The following is a 23,063-nucleotide window of genomic DNA, read 5'->3' as shown; positions in this document are numbered from 1 at the left end:
GTCTGTTGTATTGAGTTTGACCTCTTATCTCTCAGAGCTTTTGCTCTGCAGGAATTAGCACCTTCCTAAATTTCAGGGGTTGCTGAGGCATCGTCGGGCCAGTCCCTCCGCCTCTCATGATAAGAATGAGTAAATTATGCAATTGTTCATATTATCTCAGTATTTTTAGAAAAATACAACTAATATAAAATATTTTATGATCGATGTGTACTTCATTTCCAATATATGTTATGTTTTATTTATGATTGATTAATCAATCATAAATAAAACATAAGGAGGAACAGCATGCTGTTTCAAAATAAAATATTTCGTTATTTATTCCTAAGCTATGGTGTTTCGTTACTTGGAAGCAGTTTTTCGACCATCGCTATTAACTTTTGGGTGCTAGAAACGACAGGAAGCGCTAGAATCATGTTTGTATTTTTCATGGTTGTTTTAGCTATTAATGTATTATTCGGGGGAGTGGCAGGAACCTTTGCTGATCGCTATGACCGCCGTACCATCATGTGGGTGTGTGATTTACTGAATGCAGCTATCATTTTCGTTGTAGCAGCTTGTATGTATACATCCTTTACATCCATTCCATTTCTCATCGTTTTATTTGGACTGCAAGTCTTTATCGGACTATTCCATGGTCCTGCATTTCAAGCCTCATTAAGCAACATAGTAGAAAAAGAGAATATGTCAAAAGCGACAGGTGCTATTACAATTATGGATAATATTTCTCGTATTAGTGGATTGGCTCTTGGCGGGTTATTTATTGGATTGTTTGGAAGTTTTACTGCCTTTTTAGTAAATACATGTACCTATATATTATCGGCAGGATTCGTTTTGATGGCAGGGGTCATTCCACAATCTCATCTTGCAGTAGAACATGATGGCAAGCTTCAAGAGAAAAAGTCTTTTTTTAAGGATTTTAAGGAAGGTTTACAATTGCTTGTAAAAGAACCTTTCATTCGTTCCGTACTTATTCTTTTTCCGATTTTAGGATCATCATTTACAATGGCGTTAATGATGATTCAAGTAACAGCTGTTCAAACATGGAAGGCGAAGGGATGGGAGTTTGGCTTGATAGAAGCTTGTATTCCATTCGGTTATATTCTGGGGTCACTCGTTATTATGAAATTAGATACACGAATCCAGCGAAAAGGATATTGGATCTTTGGCGGTTTTTTATTAATTGGGCCCATTTACTATTGCATTTCGGAAATCGAATATATCTCTTACGTATACCCGTTTATTATTTTACTTGGCTTTATGTTTGCTGTCTCAACTCTGCTTGTTAACATTGCTTTGCGTGTGCAAACCGCACCTGCTATTCAAGGTAGAGTATTTGGTTTTTTAGGGATGTTACACAGTGTATTTGGAACAATTGCAGTGGGAGTTGGAACATTTTTTGCTGACATTGCAGGACCGCAAACAGTTTTGGCAGTTACTAGTCTTGCTTTGATGATATTGGCTCTCGTATTGACAGCTACATTAAAACCTTTACGGGAACTGGGAAAAAAGAAACCGAAGTCAATCGTTGAAGTGGGGGTATAGGTAAGACTCTTATTTACGCCAGAGTGTCTAATCAAGGACAGAAAGATGATTTGGAAAATCAAATTGAGTTTTTGAAAACATTTGCCAATGCAAGAGGAATGATAGTTGATGAAATTGTTACGGATATTGGTAGTGGCTTAAATTACAATAGAAAACAATGGAACAAGTTGATTGATAGATGTGCGGAAGGTGAAGTTTCACGAATTATTATCGCACACAAAGATAGGTTTGTTCGGTTTGGTTATGATTGGTTTGAGCGATTTCTTCGCAAGATGGCAGTAGAAATCATTGTTGTTAACAATGATAAGTTGTCACCTCAAGAAGAACTTGTTCAAGACTTAATATCTATCATTCATGTTTTCAGTTGCAGAATATATGGATTGAGAAAAGAATACGATAAATGGATCAAAGAAGTATCTAGCAAAGCTGTTAAGCAAGCCATCATGAATGGTGATAAGGCTTTTAATAGATTTTTCAAAGGGTTGTCTAAATTTCCTAGCTACAAGAAAAAGAAAAATCAAAATGTCAAATGTGATTTCTCTAAGAACAATAAAACTGATTGGACTGTAGAAAGGCACAGAATAAAAATCCCAACGATTGGTTGGATAAAATTAAAAGAGTATGGTTATATCCCGAAAGATGCGATTGTAAAAAGTGGAACTGTTTCTCAACAGGCAGGAAGGTATTTTGTATCTGTCCTTTGTGAAGTGAATACAAGAAAACATGTAAACAAATTAAATGAAGGTGGTCTAGGCATCGACTTAGGCATAAAAGATTTTGCTGTTCGTAGTGATGGTAAAGTCCACAAAAACATTAATAAAACAGCAAAGTTGAAGAAATTAGAGAAGAAATTAAAACGTGAACAGCGCTCTTTGTCACGCAAATACGAAAATCTAAAAAAGAGAGGTGAAAAAACTGTTGCTAAAAGAGCAAATATAAACAAAAACATTCTTAGAGTACAAAAGCTACATGTTCGACTATCAAACATACGAACAGAGTATGTAAAATGGGTTGTGAATGAATTGGTGAAAGCCAAGCCAATGTATATCACAATTGAGGATTTAAACGTAAAAGTGATGATGAAAAATAAGCATTTATCTAGATCAGTCGCAGAACAATGTTTTTATATGTTTAAAGCATGGCTAATAGCAAAATGCAAAGAATATGGTATTGAATTACGCCAAGTAGACAGATTCTATCCATTTTCTAAATTGTGCTCATGTTGCGGTCAAAAGAAAGTTGATTTAAAGCTATCTGACCGAATATATGAATGCGATTGCGGAAACATCATGAATAGAGATTTAAATGCATCTATCAACCTTTTACAAGCAAAAGAATATACAATACTAACTTAAATAAATTGTATATATGTACGGTGGGCTACATCGGAATTTACGCCTGTGGAGAACTATACAAACGATAGTAGCGAGTAATTGGCGAGGTCGAGTTTGTAGAAGCAGGAATACTCTAAGAATAGACGTTTGTCTATGTTTTTAGTAGCAGGAAAAGTAAAATGGCATTATCAGAAGATCAAATGAAAGCGATGCACAAAAAGCGTGAAAAGATTTTGCAAGAAGCAACTATGTTATTTGCAGTCCATGGCTACAATGATACAACAATTGCCAAGGTTGCCAACGCTGCCGGGATTTCATTTGGCAGTGTATTTACGTATTTCGCAAGTAAAGAGGAGCTTTTCTATGCGACTATAAAAGAACCACTTGAAAAGTTAGGAGAGGAACTGCTGTCTTTTGACAGTAATGCAGTAAATCCGATGAAAGAAATTGAAGCGTTGGTACAAAAGCATGTTCTGCTGATTTCTCAGCAGCCTGTTTATTTAAGACTGTTTCAACAAGTGCTTGGTCAGCCTGAACGTTTTAAAAGAGAGTTTGAAATCTTAAATCAGTTTTTTCAGTTATTTCAAAACAAGATGGGAATTTTAATAAAGAGAGGTCAAGAGCTTGGGCAGCTGCGCATATTACATGTTGAGGCTGTAGCAATTTCGTATTTAAGTTTTTTGAACGGACTACGTCTTACCACCATTGATGGACCGGAACATGACGTATGGAAGCTTTTCGTACCATGCGGCATTCAGTTATTTGGTCCTGTAGAGTAAGAGGTGAAGAAAGTGACTAACATTAGAGAAATTGCTAAGATGGCAGGGGTATCTGTTACAACCGTATCCCGCGTTTTAAACAACTATCCTTACGTCAGTGAGGAAAAGCGTCAGCAGGTCATGGCGGTTGTAAAGAAGCTCAATTACACACCGAATGTGAATGCAGTACATTTATCAAAAGGTAAAACAAACATTATTGCAGTTGTTTTGCCTTTTGTAGACCACCCTTACTTTTCTACCATTTTAAAAGGAATTGCAGCGAAAGCATTAGAGAAACATTATCAATTCATGATCTGTCAGACAAATTATAATGCAGATGAGGAAAAGCAGGCATTGCAGCTGTTGCGGACAAGACAAGTAGATGGTATTATCATTTGCTCCAAAATCAGTAAGTGGGAAGAAATAGAGCCTTACACGAAGTTTGGACCTATTGTTGCCTGTGAAGATGCAGGGCAGCATTTCGTTTCTTCTGTCTACATTGATCACTACGAAGGCTTCTTGCTTGGCATGAAGCACTTGATTTCTAGAGGGCATACAAGCATCGGATACTGCATTGCAAGAGGCAATAGCTATAACAGTTATTTACGTAAGCAGGCCTATCAAGATATGTTGATGCAAATTGGAGCACCGTTACAGAAAGAATGGATGTTTGAACAATGTTTAACAATTGCCGATGGGGCACGTGTGGTAAAGCAACTAATGAAGATGAAGAACCAACCTACCGCTTTACTTGTTTCAAGCGACCAAGTTGCGGCCGGCATTATTGCTGAGGCTAAAAAGCATGATATACGAGTACCAGAGGATTTAGCGGTTATTGGCTTTGATAATCATGCTATTTCACAGGTTCTTGATATTACAACGATTGAGCATCCCGGTGAAAAGTTAGGGGAAGCAGCATTTTTACTGACATACGAGCATATTTACAGTCATAAGTATGAACCTAAAAAGCAACAGCTCATGTTTCATTTAATTGAGAGATCTACAACATAATATGTAAATCACATCCAAAGGACAGAGAAGTGTAGGATTTATGGTAAACACTTTGCTGTTCTTTTTGTATATATTAATTGTTGTTATATCCTCATATTAAAACGTCTGTATTCTATTTAAAGAACTTGTAAAATAACTTTCTCTCTAAATATGTTATAACTATATAAGTCTACATAGTTTTTTCGACATAGAAACAGAAAGAAAATCACAGTGCTAGAACGCCTCGCTACGTGTATATGTTCTGACTTGACACGCGTATCTCTTAGGCACTGACCGCAACCATACATTGCCCGTTCTTCTTTCCCACCCAAAAAAGAATGTCGGTTTTTCTAGTTGTACTTATATAGAAGGAGAGAGGGATAGATTTATGAAACTAATCAAACAGATTACCGGCTCCATATGCGCTCTTATTCTAGTAATGATTAGTCCAGGTCTGCATGCACAAGCAAATGGTGCCCTGAATCAAGTTGAACAACAATTGCGTCAAAATGATGCGCTAATTCAGCAGAAAGAACAGGAAAGAGCAAAGCTAAACGAAGAAATTCAAGCATTACAAGCATCCTTGGAAGAGGTAAATGCATCTATAAATCAAACAAAAAAGCAAATGGAAGTCAATCAAGCTAACATCGATGCGACGCAACAGTTAATTCAAGAAAAGAGAGAGGCTATTATTGTTCTTGAAAATAAGGTGCTAGCGCGTCAAGAAGTCATGAAAAAACGTATTGTTTCCATGCAAAACAACGATAATTCTAGTTTACTTATAGAAATTCTCATTAACTCTGAAAATTTAGCCACCTTATTGGAAAAAATGAAGGCTGTAGCAACCATTCTTGATGCAGATAAAGATATTATGCGTATGCAACAAGAAGATAAAGCACAAATTGAAGCGGACAAGCGCATTATTGATCAAAAGGAACAGATGTTAATAAAAGAGCATGAAAAGCTTGCTAAAAATCAAGCCGAGCTAGAAGCGAATATACAAGTAAAACAATCTATGTTACAGACAGTTCAAGCGAAGTATGCTGAAATTGGCAATGAAATCGCAATGGCTGAACAAGATAAACAAGTACTCGAAGCGAATATCCGCAGCATTCAAGAAGCGATGGCACGTCAGCAAGAAGAAGCAAAAAGAAACGCGGAGCAAATTCAGCAAATGAAGCCGCCTGGTCCGGCGCCGGCAGGAGAAGTACTTTACATGGAATCTACTGCTTATAGCGTTGAGAAAAGCTTACAGCTTGGCGAAGGAATTACGGCAGCTGGATATAATTTGAAAGCCAATCCAAACATAAAGCTTATTGCAGTGGATCCTCGTGTTATCCCACTTGGAACACGGGTATGGGTAGAAGACTACGGTGAGGCAGTTGCTGGAGATACCGGTGGAAAAATTAAAGGTAATATTATTGATGTATTATTTCCCACAGAAGCAGAAGCTATGAAATGGGGACGGAAAAAAGCCATAAAGATTATTCTTCGTAACTAAGGAGTAGGGTTTACCCTGCTCTTTTTTACATTTTTTTAATAATATTCCATATTGTTTCGATATGATGAATTGAAAGTAAACAAGGGAGCGATGGAATTAAGACAATTATGGATCGGAGTACTGAGGCTGGTTTATACCCGGATAGTCGCAGTGAAAACAGAGGCAGTGAGGTTGAAAACTTAACAACACCTTAATAGAAGGTAGTCCTATTCTTGCGGTAGCGACGGAACGCTCTAATGCAGTTTTATTCTTTGATGTCACATTCCCGATGTTCCCCGTATATTTAGGACTTGTTCCATCCAATGGTCAGGGACCTGAAGGGATTCATAAAATTCAAAACCAAAACATGTTTGTGAGCGCGGATGAGGTTGATGGTGTATTAACTTTTTATTCTTTTCAAAAATAATGTAGAATAATGGGAGGCTGTCTGACATGAGACAGCCTCTTGTTATCGTACATGTATACTAATTCAGCATAGAAGCAAAAGAGCGAAGAATGCATATAATTGATCTGCATAAGTTCATGCATTATCTTATTTAAATAAATATTCCGCTTTATCTTGCTAGTTTGACTATAATAACATACCTTGACTTTCATTTTTACGGATTGGTATGATTAATTGTTCATTTTTATACTGACTTATAAGAAATAGAAAGGAATTTATGTATGTTGAATTTGTCCAAACATGGTACCAATGTTAAGCAAGAAGTACTTGCAGGTATTACAACATTTTTTACTTTTGCTTATATACTTGTCATCAATCCAAAGATCTTATCGGATGCAGGTATTTCATTTGATCAAGCCTTTATGGCTACGATTATTGCAACCATTGCTGGAACAGCTGCGATGGCCTTATTGGCCAACTATCCCATCATTATTGCTCCGGCCATGGGTATGAATGCATATTTCGCTTATGCGGTTGTACAGGGTGATGTTACGTACAAAGTGGCGTTTGCTGCCGTATTTGTTACGGGTCTCATTTTTCTTATTTTGTCTCTCACATCGTTTCGTAAGAAGTTAATTGAAGCAATTCCCGATAGCTTAAAACATGCTATCGCTGCGGGAATTGGTTTGTTTATTGCATTTATTGGTCTACGTTTATCCGGTATTATTGTGGATCATCCCAATAATCTGGTGACAATTGGAGACTTTCATTCCCCGACTGTTCGCCTCACTTTAGTAGGCATCGTGATTGCCGCTATACTGATGACATTGAATGTGCGAGGTGCTTTATTCGTAAGCATGCTCGTTACAGCTGTAATTGCGTTTTTTACAGGTCAACTAAAATTTGGTAATGAGTTGATAGAAGTGCCACACTTGCCAGAAGGGGTAATTACGTTTAATCCAATTACAGCTGTTTCAGATATAATTGAGTACGGATTGTATGGTGTTGTATTTTCATTTTTGTTAGTTTTGTTATTTGACACAACTGGCGCCTTGCTAGGTCTTGTTAAACAAGCAGGATTGAATGCATCAGAAGATCGATTTGGTAAGGCTTTTGTGGCAGATGCTATTGGCGGTACAACTGGTGCTATGTTTGGAACGAGCCCGACAGCTGCTACAATTGAATCTTCAGCAGGAATTGCTGCAGGTGGAAGAACTGGCTTAACAGGTATTATTGTCATTGTTTTAACAATTATCACAGCATTTTTCAGTCCGGTTATTGCTTCATTATCAAGTGTTGCTGCCATTACAGCGCCTTCACTAATCATTGTAGGGAGCTTAATGGCAAAAAGTATTCGTGATATTGGGTGGGATGAATTTGAGGAAGCACTGCCGGCATTTCTAACTGTCATTAGTATTCCCCTCACGTCAAGTATTGCTAATGGTATTGCCATTGGATTTTTATTATATCCACTTTTGAAAATTGCTAGTGGAAAGGCGAAAGAAGTTCCATTTTTATTATATGTATTTGCTGTATTGTTTGGCTGTCATTTATTTTTAGGATAGTAATATAAAAGCACGCAGATTAGAATCCTGTGTGCTTTTTATGATAGTCATTATATAATTTGTAGAAAGTGTACCTTTGCAACCAATGAATGCTGCAAAAATAGCGCATAAAAAAGAACGTCCCGATATCGGGACGTTCTTTTTTACTTACATGGAGAAGAAAATCCAAACAGTACCGCCGACTGTTACAACTGCAATAAAGAAGCTGAATGCAATCGAGATGGTTTGAGTAACACCTTCTCCTTCAGACATATGCATAAACATCACAAGCTGCAAAATCGCTTGAACAATGGCAAGAGCAATAATAAGAGTTAAAATTGTTGCCAATGAAAGCGGCGAGTATGCGATGAACAAAGCTGCAAATGTTAAAACAAGTGATAAAACAAATCCAAAAACGTGAGACCATGGAAAGCCTTTATGATTTTGTGTTTTTTGTTGTGCCATAATTATGCCACCAACCCATTCAAGTAAACTAATGTGTAAATGAAGATCCACACAACATCAAGGAAGTGCCAGTACAAGCTTATGATGAACACCTTACGTGCTGTGACAGGTGTTAATCCACGTTTCAAAAGCTGAATAATTACTGCAATACCCCAAAGGATACCGCCTGTAACGTGGGCACCGTGCGTTCCTAGAAGCGTGAAGAACGCAGAAAGGAATCCGCTTGTTTGAATTGTTGCACCAAGATGTACATAGTGAACAAACTCATAAATCTCCATGCCAAGGAAGCCAAGTCCTAAGATAAGAGTAATAATAAACCAAGTCAATAAGCCTTTCATGTTGCCTTTACGCATTTCATGAATGGCAATACCGCATGTGAAACTACTTGTTAAAAGTATAATCGTTTCCATCATAATCGGCGTGATTTCAAACATTTCTAGCTGTGTCGGACCGTCCGCTGTACGGCCGGCCAACACAAGGTAGGAAGCGAAAAGTGTAGCAAATAGCACGATTTCCGCTCCAAGGAAGATCCAGAACCCAAGAATATTCAAGCGACTTTGCGCGTCTTGATACTCAAGAGGGGCATTTTTGTATTCTTCACTGACTGCTGCCATTATGCTTCACCTCTCATGCAACATTTTCTGTCTTTTTAATTTCTTCAACGCTGATATAATAACCGTCATCGTAATCAAAGGAACGCATAAACAATCCGATTAAAATACCGATACCACCGATGATTGCCATTGGAATCCAAGTAAATACCAAACCAAAGCCGGCGATAAAGAACATGATGGATAATGGGAATGCTAGGTTTGTATTGCTAGGCATATGAATTGGCTTTACATTTTTCCAGTCAATGTGAGACTCACCATTTTTCTTCATGTACCACCAAGCATCAATAGACTTAATCTCAGGAAGAGCAGCAAAATTATAGTGCTGAACAGGAGACTGTGTTGCCCATTCAAGCGTTCTGCCATCCCAAGGATCGCCAGTTACATCGCGTTCTGCATAACGTGCGCTCCAATAGATGTTGTAGCAAAGAACAAGGAAACCGATACCCATCAGAACTGCACCAACAGAAGATAGTTGGTTCAACCAAGTCCAACCAAGATCATCTGAGTACGTGTACATACGACGTGTCATACCGTCAAGACCTAAGAAGTATTGAGGCATGAAACAGATATTGTAACCAATAACCCATAGCCAAAACTCAATTTTACCAAGACGTTCGTTCAATCTATGACCGAACATTTTTGGATACCAGTAGTATAAACCAGCAAACATACCAAATACTGTACCTGTAATCAATACGTTATGGAAGTGAGCAACTAGGAAGTAGCTGTTGTGGTACTGATAGTCAGCCGCTGCCATTGCAAGCATAACTCCTGTTACACCACCGATTACGAAGTTCGGAATAAATCCAAGCGTCCACAGCATTGGCACGCTAAAGCGTATGCGCCCTTTGTACATGGTAAAGAGCCAGTTAAAGATTTTAACCCCTGTAGGAATTGAAATCGCCATCGTTGAGATGGAGAAGAAGGAGTTAACCGCAGCGCTTGCACCCATTGTGAAGAAGTGGTGCAACCATACAAGACCACTCAAAATTGCAATTGCGACCATAGAGTAAACCATCGCATTGTAACCGAACAAACGTTTACGAGAGAATGTGCTGACTATTTCGGAGAAAATACCGAAAGCCGGCAAGATAACAATGTATACTTCAGGGTGACCCCAAACCCAGAACAAGTTCGCCCAAAGCATTGGCATACCTTCGTTTGCCATTGTAAAGAACGCTGTTCCGAATACGCGGTCAAACGTCATCATCGCAAGTGCTACTGTAAGCACTGGGAATGCGAAAATGATGATTACACAAGTGATCAAGATAGACCATGTGAACATTGGCATTTGCATAAGCTTCATACCAGGTGTTCTCATTTTTAAAATTGTAACTAAGAAGTTAATACCGGTCATTAGTGTACCAAGACCAGAGATTTGCAAGGCAATTGCGTAATAGTTGTTACCAACACCCGGGCTAAATTCTGTACCTGCTAATGGGAAGTACATTGTCCAGCCTGCATCAGGTGATCCACCGATAACGAAGGCAATGTTGAAAAGCATCGCACCAATAAAGAATAACCAAAAGCTAAGTGCATTTAAATAAGGATATGCAACGTCACGTGCACCAATTTGCAGTGGAATTGCGATGTTCATTAAGCCGATAACAAATGGCATCGCCATGAACAGAATCATAACTGTACCGTGCGTCGTAAAAATGCCGTTGTAGTGCTCGGCATCCAAGTAAGGTGTACCAGGGAAGCTTAGCTGCGCACGAATCATTAAGCCGTCCACACCACCGCGGAATAACATCAATACCGCAGAGATGATATACATAATACCAATTTTTTTATGATCAACAGATGTTAACCATTCATCCCAAAGCCAACGCCATTTTTTGTACTTTGTCAGTACAAAAATGATACCTAATGTTACTAAAACAATAGAAGCGTCGGCACCATAAATAATGGGATCGCCTGTGACAAAAAATTCATCAAGCTTCACTGTTTTCACTCCAATCTGTAGTAGGCATTATTTTTTATTTTTGTAATAGTTGTAGTCGCAGTACTCAAGAGATTCAGGATCTACATAATCAAGGTGATGATTAGAGAACGTCATGCGCCCCACAACACCTGGTTTGATAATGTCGTTATACTTGTCTTCAGACAATTTAGGAGCTGTGGATTTAACTTCTTCTTTCCATTTTTTAAACTCTTCAGCTGTTTGAGAGACAACTTGGAATTCCATGTGTGTAAAACCTTCTCCTGAGAAGTTAGCGCTTCGGCCTGTATACTCACCTGGTTTGTCAGCTTGTAAGTATAAATCCATAATCATGCCGTCCATCGTATACTTCTGACCGCCAAGCTCTGGTACCCAGAATGAGTTCATTGGACCAACAGAAGTTAGCTTGAATTTCACAGGAACACCCGCAGGAATATTGACGTAGTTAACGGTTTCAATATTTTCCTCCGGATAGCTGAACAACCATTTCCAGTTTGCTGATGTAACATAAATCTCAATCGGTTTAATATCTTTGGATTTTTCAGGTGGTTTTTCTAAAGCAAATGTCGTTTTTACAGTCTGAACTGACAATGCAATAACGATTAAAACCGGAACGAGAGTCCAAACAATTTCTAACCAAACGTTTCCTTCATCTTCCGGTGGCTCGTAGTCCATATTATCCGGTCTTTCACGATAACGAATAATAACAATTGTGAACAAGATGAATACAACCGCAATAACGGTTAACAATAATGCAAAAGACCAAATAATTAAGTCAGATTGACTCTTCGCAACAGGTCCTTGTGGATTCAAAAGAACAAGGTTTTGACATCCGCCAAGAAACGCCGTGATCAGTGAGAGCGGGAGAACTTTCCATAACGCTTTCTTGAGTTGCACGGTGCAAATCTCCTTTCTTTTTTAGGTATCACTATGTCAATAAAATAATATAACCCTATAAAACTAGTATTGACAATAGTTTGACAGATATTGTTGAAAAATAGACACAAATGGACGTTTGCTACCTTGACTAACGTTATCAAGGTAGTAATATTGTAAACTAAATTTGAACGCATATGTCTTATTTTAGAATTTTCTGTCTAATAAAGTTATACCAAAATACCTAATAATATCCAATGATAAGTGCTGCATCTGTAAGATGAATGAAAAGAAATCTTATTGTAAAATTGTTTGAAAGTTGTTGTTAGTAAAGAAGTGCATGGTTGCAAAAGTTAATTCATAAATCAAAGTTGCCTTGCAATCAAGTATGAAGTTAAAATATTATGAGGATTTAACGAAGTTTTAAATAGAAAAATATATTTAGTAGGAGAAATCAGGCATGAGGAAGGTAAATCAGTTGGTTGTACCAGCTTTAGCAATGGTTCTGCTGAGTGGATGCACTGATGTAATGGATATTGTGGAAAAGGGACAGATACAGTTTTCACAAACATTTCAGGAATTGAGGATGGACGTTAGTTTGGAGATGAAGGAAAGTGCAATGATTGAAGGTGTTCCGTTCATTCGACAAATGCCCGAACTTGAGCGAGGTTGTGAAGTAACAAGTTTAGCCATGCTTTTGCAATACGGAGGAGTAAATGTGGATAAAATGGAGCTAGCTCGACAGATTAAAAAGGTTCCATTTCAAGAGAATGGTATGCGTGGAAATCCACATGAGGGGTTTGTAGGAGATATTTATACGAAAAGAAACCCAGGATATGGTGTATATCATCAACCAATTTTTGCGTTAGGACAGAAGTATTTGCCAAATGGTTTGTTTAATTTAACAGGTCGTGACGTAGAGGATATATATAAGGCTATTAGTATGGGTACGCCGGTCTGGGTAATCACAAATGCTGAGTTTGTTCCACTCCCGGAAAGTGAATTTCAAACATGGCAAACGTCTGCAGGTGAAGTGAAAATTACTTATCACGAACATAGTGTAGTCATTGTTGGTTATGACCAAGAATATGTATACGTGAATGATCCACTGGCGAAAGAGCCTCAAACAGCCATTTCTCGATCTAATTTTGAAAAAGCATGGAGACAAATGGGGAAGCAAGCCATTTCGTTAAGTCCTTGATGAAAAGAAGCCAGGACATAACTGAATTATGTAACTCTAAAGCCAACAGAATAGAGAATAACGAACACTCATAAAGGAAAAATCCGAACTAAATCGAATTCTGTGTAGAGAATTCCGATTAATAGTTCGGATTTTTCTTTGGTTGAAAACCTTTTGTCCTAACTTCTTATTATATCATATTTAAAAATGACTTGTCATACGTGAAAAGATTTTTTCAAATTCGGCAGCCATTTCAAAATCGGTTTGTGTTAAGCCTTTTGCGCTCCAAGATGTTAAAGATACAAGTACGATCTTATATTGAATTGTAATAAATGGATGATGGTTCATTTCTTCTGATAATTGAGCAATCTCATTTACAAATGAAATTGCTTGTAAGAACTCTTTAAAAACATACTTTCGTTCGATTCTCTTGTCGTCTTTTAAAGACCATTTTTGCAAGGTAGGTAGTGCTTGTTGAATCTGTTCGGTTGTTAAAGAACTCATTTTTTAACCTCCTCTTCAAGCAATGTCAGTCCGTTTAAAATTAATTTTGATAGCTCTTCTTTTTGGCTAAGTGTTAACAACTCTTCTTTTAAGGCAGTGTAAGATGCTGAGCTATGCTTTTGGAGTATTTCTAATATTTCAAGTCGCAATAACCACTCTCCAGGATATGCATCCCGAAGTTTTTGTAGTAGTGATTGAAGTAGCCGTTCAGTTTGCTTTGTCCAATGAACTTGTTCGCGTACATCCCGTACATGCGCGTACATTTGCTCTAGTTCAGTCCATTTACGTACAGTTGGCATAGTCGTTGTATATTCCACATTCTCATAAAAAGCATCACAATCGGCAGCGCCAGCAAAAACAGATACAACAGAAGAGCCTACAGCTAAATCAAAGGAGCCCCAAGATGGATTAAATAGTATTTGCTCACCATAAGAAATAGCGCAGTTTGTAAAGGAGATGAGTATTATATGCTCATCATTCTTATGAATGGCTTCTACGTGACCAGAAAGCTGGATGCCACTTTTAAAAGTTAGTGATGCAACATGACCAGGCACAATTCCTAGATTATGTAAATCAGCTGAACTGCATTGAGACAGGCATATATCATTTTGTAGTAACCCAATTGGTGTACCAAATCCATCTGCATGAATATCTTTACTATGGTTTGGTAATTGTTTGTTACCTACACTTAAAGCTGTTGGTCCAGTGGTTTTTATATAAATAGCTTCTCCGTCACTGTTTGTTATAACTTGAGCTATTGTACCGGTAATTTGTATTCCGGAGTTTAATACGGTTGTAGCGGTGGTTCCCGAACGAAGTGCTTTATTTAATCCTTCTGTACCTCCGCGGCGCAGTGCCATTGTGTTGGCATACGTTTCAAGTCCTTCAATTAGCTGTTCAAAGGATGAGCATACAAACAGTTGTGGTTGCATAACAGTAACATCGTAATCTGTTTGGATACAAGCTTCTACGGAATAGGGAACTTTTTGCACAGCATCAGTCAAACAGTGCTTGCTTTCACCTACTGAGGAGAGTAAACCAGCGCCGTATATTTTCGGATTTTCCAAATCGCCAATTAAACCGTATTCTACAGTCCACCAAAACAAGCGTGAAATCTCCAGGATTTCTGAAACATGCGTAATTGCTGCTTGCTTTTCCGCTACAGCTAATTTAGCTGCCTCCACTTCTTTAGGAGTAGAAGTGCGACTTTCCATAACAATTGTTAAGGTGCGAATAGCGTCAAAGAGCTCATGTTCTTCTTTTGTAGCAAATCCCTTAGAGCCAATTTCGCCAAATAGCTTTACGTATTTCGCATATGTTTCATCCAATAAAATAGGTGCATGACCAGCTGCTTCATGTACAATGTCGGGTGCTGGTGTATACTCAATATTTTCCACTTTACGTATTTCGGTGGCAATTGGGAGCATACCATATCCCTGGAACCCGAAGAACGCAGCACTTGGGATAAGACCATCAATAGTGACAGCGCCCCAGCCTGCTTTTCCAAGACAAGCATTCATTTCTTCTACTCTAGGAATATAGTCCATACTGATACCAGATGAACGAAGACCTTCTGTATAGGCGGGGTGTGCAACATCTTTTAAAGCATGATGGTTTTGACGCATAATGTAGCGCCAAACAGCGTGATCAATGGGTGTATATTGATCATAATGCTGTGTACTTATGTATGGTCTCAGGTGTTTTGGTATTTCGTTTAAAGCCTGTTTTTGCATAGAAACAGCCCCCTTTTTAGTGATAACCACGTATATACATTCTAAATTTGAAAACGCTTTCCTTCTTTTTGAAGAAAAAAAGAAGCCTATTTCTAGGCTTCTTACAGGAGATCAAAAAAGTAAACAAGCTGGGTAACCATAAAAGTTACACCAATTGCAATTGCTGTTGGGATTGCAAAGGATAAAAATGTCCACTTTTTACTTTTGGTTTCTTTATAAATATTGAAGAGTGTTGTGCCACATGGGAAATGGAGCAACGAGAACAGCATCATATTTAAAGCAGTCAACCAAGTCCAACCGTTTGCTAGGAAGAGTTTTTTCAACTCGGTCATGCTTTCCAACTCAGTTAAAGAACCGGTGGACAAATAAGCCATCAGTAATACAGGAACTACAATTTCATTTGCGGGCAGTCCGATAATAAATGCAGCTAAAATATAGCCATCGAGACCAAGGAGTTTAGCGAATGGATCAAGAAATTGGACAAAATGCATGAGAATACTTTTATCTGTGACATACACATTAGCTAAAATCCATGTAAGTACAGCAGCTGGTGCAGCAACTAATACCGCTCGTTTCAACACAAACAGCGATTTATCCAATGTCGCCCGTACAACGGTTTCCCAAATCCTTGGTTTTCGATATGGAGGAAGCTCCAATGTGTAGTGGGTAGGTACTCCTTTGAGCGCCGTTTTTGAAAGTATAAATGATACGAGTAATGTTACTGCAATACCGATGACTACCATTCCGACTACAACAGCCGCCGTTACAAAAGTGCGAATTCCTCCTGTGAAGTCAGCAGCCATAAATAAAGAAGCTAATAAAATAAGTGTTGGCCATCTTCCGTTACAAGGTACAAAGTTATTTGTTAAAATTGCAAGCATACGTTCGCGCGGTGATTCTATAATTCTGGTAGACATTATAGCGGCGGCATTACACCCAAACCCCATCGCCATCGTTAAAGATTGTTTACCATGTGCACCTGCCTTTTTAAATAAGCGATCCATATTAAAAGCAACGCGTGGTAAATAGCCGTAGTTCTCTAATAACGCGAATACCGGAAAGAAAATCGCCATAGGAGGGAGCATAACGCTGATGACCCACCCTGTTCCCCTGAATAAACCGAGAACTAGAATACCGTGTAACCAATCCGGGGCATGAAGAGCTTTAAACATATATGTTATATGTCCCTCAGCCCAACTGAATCCGTCAGCAATCATTGAGGACGGAATATTAGCGCCGGCAATAGTAATATAAAAAATGATAGATAAAATACCAAGCATAATTGGAAAGCCCCAGATAGGAGATGTAAACAGCTTATCTAACTTTTCAGAGCGCTCCAATTTGCTTTTGTTTGTATACGTTACAGCATCAAGGCATAACTCCCTGGAGGATTGATAGATGCCAACTACAAGATTGTCACGGATGTCTTCCTTGTTTAAAGCTTTTGCTTTTTCTACTATAGAGTCGAATGAACCGATGTGGTTTCTTTGCATGGTATACGTACCTCCTCTCTCTTGTTATATCCTCTTGCCTGTAGTGCTTTTAGAAAACCTGTATCGCCATCCAATAACCGTAAAGCAATCCATCTTGATGGATATTGTGTTCCTAATAATTGTTCAACTTCCGGTTGCAGCACACTTACCATCGACTCAATTTCAGCATTATATCGCACTTGGTAAGGAGCAGTTGTAATTTCTCCTGCAGCGACAGCTTCAATGGCAGCCTGAAGTTTGGAAATGCCTAATTTGTTGCGAGCAGAAATTTTAACCACCGGAACACCCAGTTTTCTTGCTAGTTTGTTCTCATCTATAGTAATTCCTTTTTTCTTTGCCTCATCAATCAAGTTGATGCAAACAACAACTTTTTCTGTCATTTCCATAACCTGCAATGCCAGGTTCAGGTTTCTTTCCATTGAAGTAGCATCTATTACGACTACTGTGACATCAGGTTTATCAAAAATGATGTAATCTCGTGCTACTTCTTCGTCTGTAGAATTAGAATAGAGAGAATACGTGCCTGGTAAATCAATAATGGTATAGGTTTTGTGATTAAATTCATATTCTCCTTCAGCTTTTGCCACGGTTTTACCAGTCCAATTTCCTGTATGCTGACGCATTCCTGTTAGGGTATTGAACAATGTACTTTTCCCTGTATTAGGATTTCCCGCTAATGCAATTCGATAGTTATTCATCGTGATCACCTTCCGTTAAACTAGCCATGATGCGGGTACTTTCTTGCTTGCGAAGAGCAATGGTGGTATTACTTACTTGATAGGCAACAGGATCTCCTAATGGACTTTTTTGTAATACTTTGACTACTCCTCCTGGAATAAAGCCAAGATCTAGCAAGCGACGCTTCATGGTTCCTTCTAATTCAATTGCTTCTATTAATACTATCTCTCCTATTTGAAAATCGGAGAGTGGTTTGATGTGTTTCACGAAAATTTCCCCTCTCTCTTTTTTTAGGTTTTTATCAAAAAAGTTGGTTTAGGTAAAAATCTATTTATATCTTATGAAGAAGTGTTGGATGTGTCAATTCTAAATATGCAACATCTCATTAAGAATGTATGTGAAATTTAAATAATGTGAGTTTGCATCAGTTTTAAAAGATTGATTTATTTAGAGCGTGTCGCAAAACTACGATGAATATCCAATATTATGCATAAGCAAGATAAACTGAACATGAAAATGATACCGATTATACCCAAACATACGGGGACCTTCTAGCCCTTTATCTTTTAAAGTATGAAACAAGCGTTCAATCTGATTTCGTAGGTTGAAAATGGCTACACCCATCGCTGTTTGTAAGAAATCTGACATCACGCGGCCGTATCCATCTTTTCTCACACCATTTCGTTTGTTAATCGCTGTTAGCATCTGAATCCCTAATGAGTCAGCTGTTTCTCGAATTTCGCGACTGTCATAGGCAGCATCGCCAAGTACACAGGCAACTTCTAGACCAAGATTTTCAGAAGTACGAAGCAACGCTGGGATAATGGCACTGTCATGAAGGTTTGCCGGAACAAAAGCATACGTGAGTGCAACCCCTTCGATAGATGTATACAAATGAAGCTTGTAGCCTTTGAACATGTGAAGACGGGTAGACTTTCCATAGGTAGCTTGTGAATCATGGAGACTGCTTCTCAGAGCTGTACTGTCAATGACGGCTAGCATGCCGTGCTGAAGTCCTAAGCGATGCAGCGTTTCCGTATGAATCTCCTCGTATCCTTCCTCCCGAAACTAGGTTGCTACTCGGGCAAACGTGGCAAGATGAGGAAGAGTGGGAAAGCCGCAGAGATGTTGGAAATAAGGAAATTCTCGCAGATAGCGGACCAGTTTTCGCAACGAATCCAATCGGAAGTATGTTTTGAGAAAGAAGCTTTTCAAGAATGTTTTTCGGCACAGAGAAGGCCGTCCTGTGTTCCGAACGGTTTCTGTGAGAGTAAGGCTGTCAATGTAATGAAAGAAAGTTTGTAAAACATGCGTATGTGTATAAACATTTTGGGTCACCATAATGATAGTCCGTCTTCTTTTCTATGTTGGATTGGTGTCTATCATAGAGTGTTAGGAAGCGGACTTTTTTATGCACATTTTCTGCATGAAGATGAGTTTTGCGACACGCTCATTTACATTAAATTTACAAAGTGGAGAATTCAATTTTATCTAATTCATTTTTAACAGAGTAATTAAAAGAAGGATTCTAAAAAAGTGTTATAAAATCAACCTTTAGAGAGAATAAAACTAGACATGAATGAAAAAGATAAATAAGAATTCCTCCTTTACTTAAAATTAAAAAACGCTTAACACTAACACAATATTAGTGCCGTACAATGTATTTGTGCCTAGGACAGGCACAGCAAAACGTTGATAGAAAACCTAAAATTATATGGGGGTACAAAAATGATTAAAAAAGGTTTTAAGTTCACTCTTGCTGCATTCATGATTACAGGAGCGCTTGCTGCTTGTGGTAAGTCAGAAGACACAGCAACTGACACAAACAAAGAACCTAAGCAAGAACTTTCCGGTACAATCGCTGCTGCTGGATCTACAGCGTTACAACCACTTGCTGAAGAGGCTGCATCTGCATTCATGGGTGAAAATCCTAACGTTTCTATCACAGTACAAGGTGGCGGAAGTGGAACAGGTATTAACCAAGTAGCTTCAGGTGCTGTTCAAATCGGTAACTCTGATATTCCTGCTGCTGAAAAATTAGACGCTGAAAAAGCAAAAGAGCTTGTTGATAATAAAGTTGCTGGTATCGCATTTGGTATAGTAGTAAACAAAGATGTGACAGTAACAAACTTAACTTTGCAACAAATTCAAGATATTTTCTCCGGTAAAATAACAAACTGGAAAGAAGTTGGTGGTAAAGATGAAAAAATTAACGTAATTAACCGCCCAGCTTCTTCTGGTACACGTGCAACTTTCGAGAAAACAATCTTAAAAGGTACGAAAGCTAACGATGCAATTGGTACAACGCAAGATTCCAACGGTGCTGTTGAACAAGCAATCAACTCTACTCCTGGTTCTGTAAGCTACCTTGCAATGTCTTATATGGTAGGCGATAAAAAGGGTGCTTTAAAAACAGTTAAAATTGAAAATGCAAGTCCAACAACTGCTGATATCGCTGCTGGTAAGTATCCGTTCTGGGCATACCAATACATGGTAACAAAAGGCGAAGCGAAAGATGCTGTTAAAGCTTACATTGACTACATTAAAGGTAAAGATTTCGAGAAGACTGTAGAGGAAATGGGATACATCCCAATGACGAAATTAAACAAATAATGTAAGTTTGGAACAGGCTGGCTGCCAAGCCAGTCTTGTTCATTTCATTCTATTAGGTAAGGTGATTCAGTGATGAAGGGGAAGAAACAAATAAACTACGTAAAAAGTGAGTATATAGGAAGAACGCTTGTAACAGCTTGCGGATTCTTAATTGTACTTACAACCTTGGCTATCATCGCATTCATTTGCGGAAAGGGAATTCAATCTTTTACACAAACTGGTATTTCTGTCGTAGAAATGCTTACATCGACCAAATGGTCTCCTAACAGCGACACACCGGCATTTGGTGCTCTTATTTTTATTGTAGGTTCTACTTTAGTGTCTTTGGGAGCTGTTTTAATTAGTGCTCCTATTGCTATCGCTCTTGCGGTTTTTATGAATTTAATTTCACCTAAATTTGGCAATAGAGTATTAAAACCGGTCCTTGAACTTTTAGTAGGTATTCCTTCTGTTGTATATGGTTTGTTAGGTGTTACAATTTTGGTCCCTCTGCTACGCAATGCTTATGGAGGAGTAGGGTTTAGTTTAATTGCAGGTATTGTGGTCTTAAGTATTATGATTTTGCCAACTATCGCAAGTATTGCATCTGATTCTATTCGCGCTGTGCCGTTTGAATACTTAGAGGCTTCTTACGGACTAGGTTCAACAAAATGGCAAGCGATTAGTCGTGTTATTGTACCGGCAGCTAAAACTGGTATCATGACAGGTATTGTTTTAGGTCTAGCCCGAGCGTTCGGTGAAGCCCTAGCGGTGCAAATGGTTATTGGTAACACAGTTAAATTACCGGAAGGGCTGTATAGTCCTACATCTACTTTAACAGGTATTTTAACAATGGATATGTCCAATACGCTAAACGGTACTGCTTGGAACAATGCATTGTGGACATTAGCTATGATCCTGCTAATAATCTCCTTCTTATTCATTATTGTAATTAGAGCAATTGGGCAAAGAGGTGACCGTTAATTATGAATGCAAGAACAGTAAATAGTATATGGACCGGAATTTTTTATGCGATTGCTGGACTTATTGTAGCGTTGCTGCTTTTCTTAGTATATGAAATCATAGCAAAAGGTTGGGGCTTTTGGGATATGGAATTCCTAACTGGTCGCCCGAGTAATACAAGACCGGGAGGCGGAATTGGTCCTCAATTGTATAACTCTTTTTATATGTTGTTCTTAACATTAATTATTTCAGTGCCGCTAGGTTTAGGGGCAGGTATCTATTTAGCGGAGTATGCAAAAAAAGGAAGATTTTTAAATTTTGTTCGTTTATGTATTGAAACGATGGCTTCTCTTCCTTCTATTGTTGTTGGTTTATTCGGTTTATTAGTGTTTGTTACTCTGACAGGATGGGGTTATACGCTCATTGGAGGAGCATTAGCCTTAACAATTCTAAATTTGCCGGGATTAACACGTGTATGTGAGAATGCAATTACAGAAGTTCCAGCAAATGTAAAAGAAGCCAGTCTTGGTCTTGGGGCTACAAAGTGGCAAACATTAGTAAGAGTAAGTCTTCCTTCTGCTTTGCCGCAAATTATTACAGGTATCATTTTGGCTGCCGGAAGAATTTTCGGTGAAGCAGCGGCATTAATTTATACGGCGGGTCTTACAACTCCATTTTTAAATGCTGCAGCTGATTTATCCAGTCCTATGCATCCACTAAACCCATTCCGACCTGCGGAAACTTTAGCGGTTCATATTTGGAAGTTGAATTCAGAAGGAATTGTACCGGATGCCAAAATAATTGCCACAAAATCAGCAGCAATCCTTATCATTATGGTTCTTGTGTTTAACGTAATAGCTCGCTTTGGGGCTAGTGTACTACACAAATATCTATCAGGAACAAAAGTACGTAAACGTAAAACAAAAACAGCATAATAAATAAAGGCGCTATACATCTAGGTGTAGCGCCTTTATTTGCGACAAGAGTGTGAGATATCTAAGTGTATTAATAAATAGAAATTTGTCGTTGTTTATGTCTTTTTACATATCGTGTAGACTTTAGTAGTTTAGACATAAAAAAGTCATCATACAAAATACCGTCCATCATACATGCCCCTTTTTTTGCACCTTCAATTCTAAATCCCATCTTTCTATATAATCGTATCGCTGGAGTATTACTGGACAACACAGAAAGTTCAAGTCGGATAATGCCGGCTTGCTTTGCCCATTTTTCAAGTTTTTCAAATAGTCGTGTTCCTAAGCCCATGCCTGCTGAAGTTTGTAAAACACCGACTGAAATCGATGCAGTATGTTTTGTGCGATTCGCTGTTTCGCCTGTAGCAGTAATATAGCCAAGTAACTTTCTTTCTTTTTCTGCCACTAATATTGTTGAATTTGGTTGCTGTAAATAGTGTTTAATGATTTCCTTTTGTTCTTCTAGAGTTAAAACACGTTCTCCTTCTTCATAGAGCATGTTTGGGGTTTCTTTATCAATAGTTTGACAAAGTTCTAAAAATGCTTTTGCATCAGTTTCTTTAATGGTTCTAATCATAATTCGCTCACTCCTGATTTGGTTTCTTTGCAGCTAGTGTAGCATATGTTTATTGAAATAGAAGGATAGTTGCAATGTTGTAAAAGGCTAGTAATAGTATTTTCATTTTTCCTAACATAATGCTTTACCAAGACTCCATTCTGTAATTAAAAAATATTAATGAATGGGGTTGACTTTTTTTATGGTAACTGATACATTTATCTTCGTTGCTCAATAAAGCTTGTCTCTAAAAAGCTTTTGAAAAAGATATTGACAAGACAAATTGAGAAATGATATTATACAAAAGTCGCTTCAGAGTAATAAGTTAGTTCTTTGAAAACTGAACGAAGTACAAAACGTCAACATTTATTTTAGCTAGACAAACACTTTTATGGAGAGTTTGATCCTGGCTCAGGATGAACGCTGGCGGCGTGCCTAA

General features: G+C 38.2%; 21 protein-coding genes, 1 pseudogene and 1 riboswitch. Of the genes and pseudogenes, 10 read left to right on the top strand and 12 right to left on the bottom strand.

The window, feature by feature from the left end:
* Positions 1–21: 21 nt before the first annotated feature.
* A riboswitch (SAM riboswitch) is annotated at positions 22–126 on the bottom strand.
* Between the two features lie 159 nt (positions 127–285).
* The 6 genes and pseudogenes from EEJ45_RS12225 (at position 286) to EEJ45_RS12195 (ending at position 8,075) form a co-directional block, all read left to right on the top strand.
* Entirely contained in the window at positions 286–1,542 is a 1,257-nt protein-coding gene (locus EEJ45_RS12225) for an MFS transporter (RefSeq protein WP_124565101.1), read from the top strand.
* Positions 1,543–1,544: 2 nt separating this feature from the next.
* Positions 1,545–2,897 (top strand): annotated as a pseudogene (locus tag EEJ45_RS12220) (IS607 family transposase); the annotation flags it as partial.
* A gap of 158 nt (positions 2,898–3,055) precedes the next feature.
* Positions 3,056–3,655 carry a TetR/AcrR family transcriptional regulator gene (locus tag EEJ45_RS12215; RefSeq protein ID WP_124565100.1) on the top strand — a complete coding sequence of 200 codons (600 nt, stop codon included), beginning with the start codon at positions 3,056–3,058 and terminating at the stop codon, positions 3,653–3,655.
* 12 nt (positions 3,656–3,667) lie between these two features.
* On the top strand, positions 3,668–4,645 hold the full coding sequence (locus EEJ45_RS12210) for a LacI family DNA-binding transcriptional regulator (protein ID WP_124565099.1): 978 nt from the start codon (positions 3,668–3,670) through the stop codon (positions 4,643–4,645).
* Positions 4,646–5,012: 367 nt separating this feature from the next.
* A complete protein-coding gene (locus EEJ45_RS12205) occupies positions 5,013–6,125 on the top strand; it encodes a 3D domain-containing protein (protein WP_124565098.1) in 1,113 nt (370 codons plus the stop codon).
* Between the two features lie 666 nt (positions 6,126–6,791).
* Positions 6,792–8,075, top strand: coding sequence for an NCS2 family permease (locus EEJ45_RS12195; RefSeq protein WP_124565097.1), 1,284 nt, complete (start codon positions 6,792–6,794; stop codon positions 8,073–8,075).
* 147 nt (positions 8,076–8,222) lie between these two features.
* Here the strand turns inward: EEJ45_RS12195 and qoxD are convergent, their stop codons facing one another.
* From qoxD to qoxA, 4 genes are read right to left on the bottom strand one after another with little or no spacing between them, the layout of a single operon-like run.
* Complete coding sequence (qoxD, locus tag EEJ45_RS12190) at positions 8,223–8,519, bottom strand: cytochrome aa3 quinol oxidase subunit IV (RefSeq protein WP_124565096.1); 297 nt, start codon at positions 8,517–8,519, stop codon at positions 8,223–8,225.
* A gap of 2 nt (positions 8,520–8,521) precedes the next feature.
* Complete coding sequence (qoxC, locus tag EEJ45_RS12185) at positions 8,522–9,133, bottom strand: cytochrome aa3 quinol oxidase subunit III (protein WP_124565095.1); 612 nt, start codon at positions 9,131–9,133, stop codon at positions 8,522–8,524.
* A gap of 13 nt (positions 9,134–9,146) precedes the next feature.
* Complete coding sequence (qoxB, locus tag EEJ45_RS12180; protein WP_124565094.1) at positions 9,147–11,078, bottom strand: cytochrome aa3 quinol oxidase subunit I; 1,932 nt, start codon at positions 11,076–11,078, stop codon at positions 9,147–9,149.
* A gap of 27 nt (positions 11,079–11,105) precedes the next feature.
* Positions 11,106–11,972, bottom strand: a complete 867-nt coding sequence (qoxA, locus tag EEJ45_RS12175; RefSeq protein ID WP_124565093.1) for a cytochrome aa3 quinol oxidase subunit II — start codon at positions 11,970–11,972, stop codon at positions 11,106–11,108.
* 508 nt (positions 11,973–12,480) lie between these two features.
* On the opposite strand from qoxA, the gene EEJ45_RS12170 reads away from it, so the two are divergent.
* Positions 12,481–13,152, top strand: a complete 672-nt coding sequence (locus tag EEJ45_RS12170) for a C39 family peptidase (protein WP_245999894.1) — start codon at positions 12,481–12,483, stop codon at positions 13,150–13,152.
* A 180-nt stretch (positions 13,153–13,332) separates the two neighbouring features.
* Here EEJ45_RS12170 and EEJ45_RS12165 read toward each other — a convergent pair whose 3' ends face one another.
* The 7 genes from EEJ45_RS12165 to EEJ45_RS18720 form a co-directional block, all read right to left on the bottom strand.
* Positions 13,333–13,635 (bottom strand): 4a-hydroxytetrahydrobiopterin dehydratase, encoded by a 303-nt coding sequence (locus EEJ45_RS12165; protein WP_124565092.1) that lies wholly within the window; start codon positions 13,633–13,635, stop codon positions 13,333–13,335.
* A complete protein-coding gene (locus tag EEJ45_RS12160) occupies positions 13,632–15,368 on the bottom strand; it encodes an aromatic amino acid hydroxylase (RefSeq protein ID WP_124565091.1) in 1,737 nt (578 codons plus the stop codon). Before EEJ45_RS12160 ends, EEJ45_RS12165 begins: the two co-directional genes overlap by 4 nt.
* A gap of 101 nt (positions 15,369–15,469) precedes the next feature.
* Positions 15,470–16,861: a nucleoside recognition domain-containing protein gene (locus EEJ45_RS12155; RefSeq protein ID WP_124565090.1), complete on the bottom strand. Its 1,392-nt coding sequence runs from the start codon at positions 16,859–16,861 to the stop codon at positions 15,470–15,472.
* Positions 16,825–17,559: a FeoB small GTPase domain-containing protein gene (locus tag EEJ45_RS12150; protein ID WP_124565089.1), complete on the bottom strand. Its 735-nt coding sequence runs from the start codon at positions 17,557–17,559 to the stop codon at positions 16,825–16,827. Before EEJ45_RS12150 ends, EEJ45_RS12155 begins: the two co-directional genes overlap by 37 nt.
* The gene (locus EEJ45_RS12145) at positions 17,552–17,812 is read right to left on the bottom strand and encodes a FeoA family protein (protein ID WP_124565088.1); all 261 of its coding nucleotides are present in this window, start codon (positions 17,810–17,812) and stop codon (positions 17,552–17,554) included. The genes EEJ45_RS12150 and EEJ45_RS12145 overlap by 8 nt, the downstream gene beginning before the upstream one ends.
* A gap of 192 nt (positions 17,813–18,004) precedes the next feature.
* Complete coding sequence (locus EEJ45_RS18725) at positions 18,005–18,541, bottom strand: transposase (protein WP_245999891.1); 537 nt, start codon at positions 18,539–18,541, stop codon at positions 18,005–18,007.
* A 66-nt stretch (positions 18,542–18,607) separates the two neighbouring features.
* A complete protein-coding gene (locus tag EEJ45_RS18720) occupies positions 18,608–18,880 on the bottom strand; it encodes a transposase (protein WP_245999890.1) in 273 nt (90 codons plus the stop codon).
* A gap of 387 nt (positions 18,881–19,267) precedes the next feature.
* On the opposite strand from EEJ45_RS18720, the gene EEJ45_RS12135 reads away from it, so the two are divergent.
* The 3 genes from EEJ45_RS12135 to pstA all read left to right on the top strand — a co-directional run bounded on the left by EEJ45_RS12135 (position 19,268) and on the right by pstA (position 22,029).
* Positions 19,268–20,152 (top strand): phosphate ABC transporter substrate-binding protein PstS family protein, encoded by an 885-nt coding sequence (locus tag EEJ45_RS12135; protein ID WP_124565087.1) that lies wholly within the window; start codon positions 19,268–19,270, stop codon positions 20,150–20,152.
* 72 nt (positions 20,153–20,224) lie between these two features.
* Entirely contained in the window at positions 20,225–21,115 is an 891-nt protein-coding gene (gene pstC, locus EEJ45_RS12130; RefSeq protein WP_124565086.1) for a phosphate ABC transporter permease subunit PstC, read from the top strand.
* A gap of 2 nt (positions 21,116–21,117) precedes the next feature.
* Positions 21,118–22,029, top strand: a complete 912-nt coding sequence (gene pstA, locus EEJ45_RS12125; protein WP_124565085.1) for a phosphate ABC transporter permease PstA — start codon at positions 21,118–21,120, stop codon at positions 22,027–22,029.
* A gap of 70 nt (positions 22,030–22,099) precedes the next feature.
* Here the strand turns inward: pstA and EEJ45_RS12120 are convergent, their stop codons facing one another.
* Positions 22,100–22,645, bottom strand: coding sequence for a GNAT family N-acetyltransferase (locus EEJ45_RS12120; protein WP_124565084.1), 546 nt, complete (start codon positions 22,643–22,645; stop codon positions 22,100–22,102).
* Positions 22,646–23,063: the final 418 nt, after the last annotated feature.

The sequence above is a fragment of the Ectobacillus antri genome (assembly GCF_003852715.1).
GTDB lineage: Bacteria > Bacillota > Bacilli > Bacillales > Bacillaceae_G > Ectobacillus > Ectobacillus antri.
The sequence above is the reverse complement of the archived record's forward strand: the minus strand, read 5'-3'. Positions and strand labels throughout refer to the sequence as shown.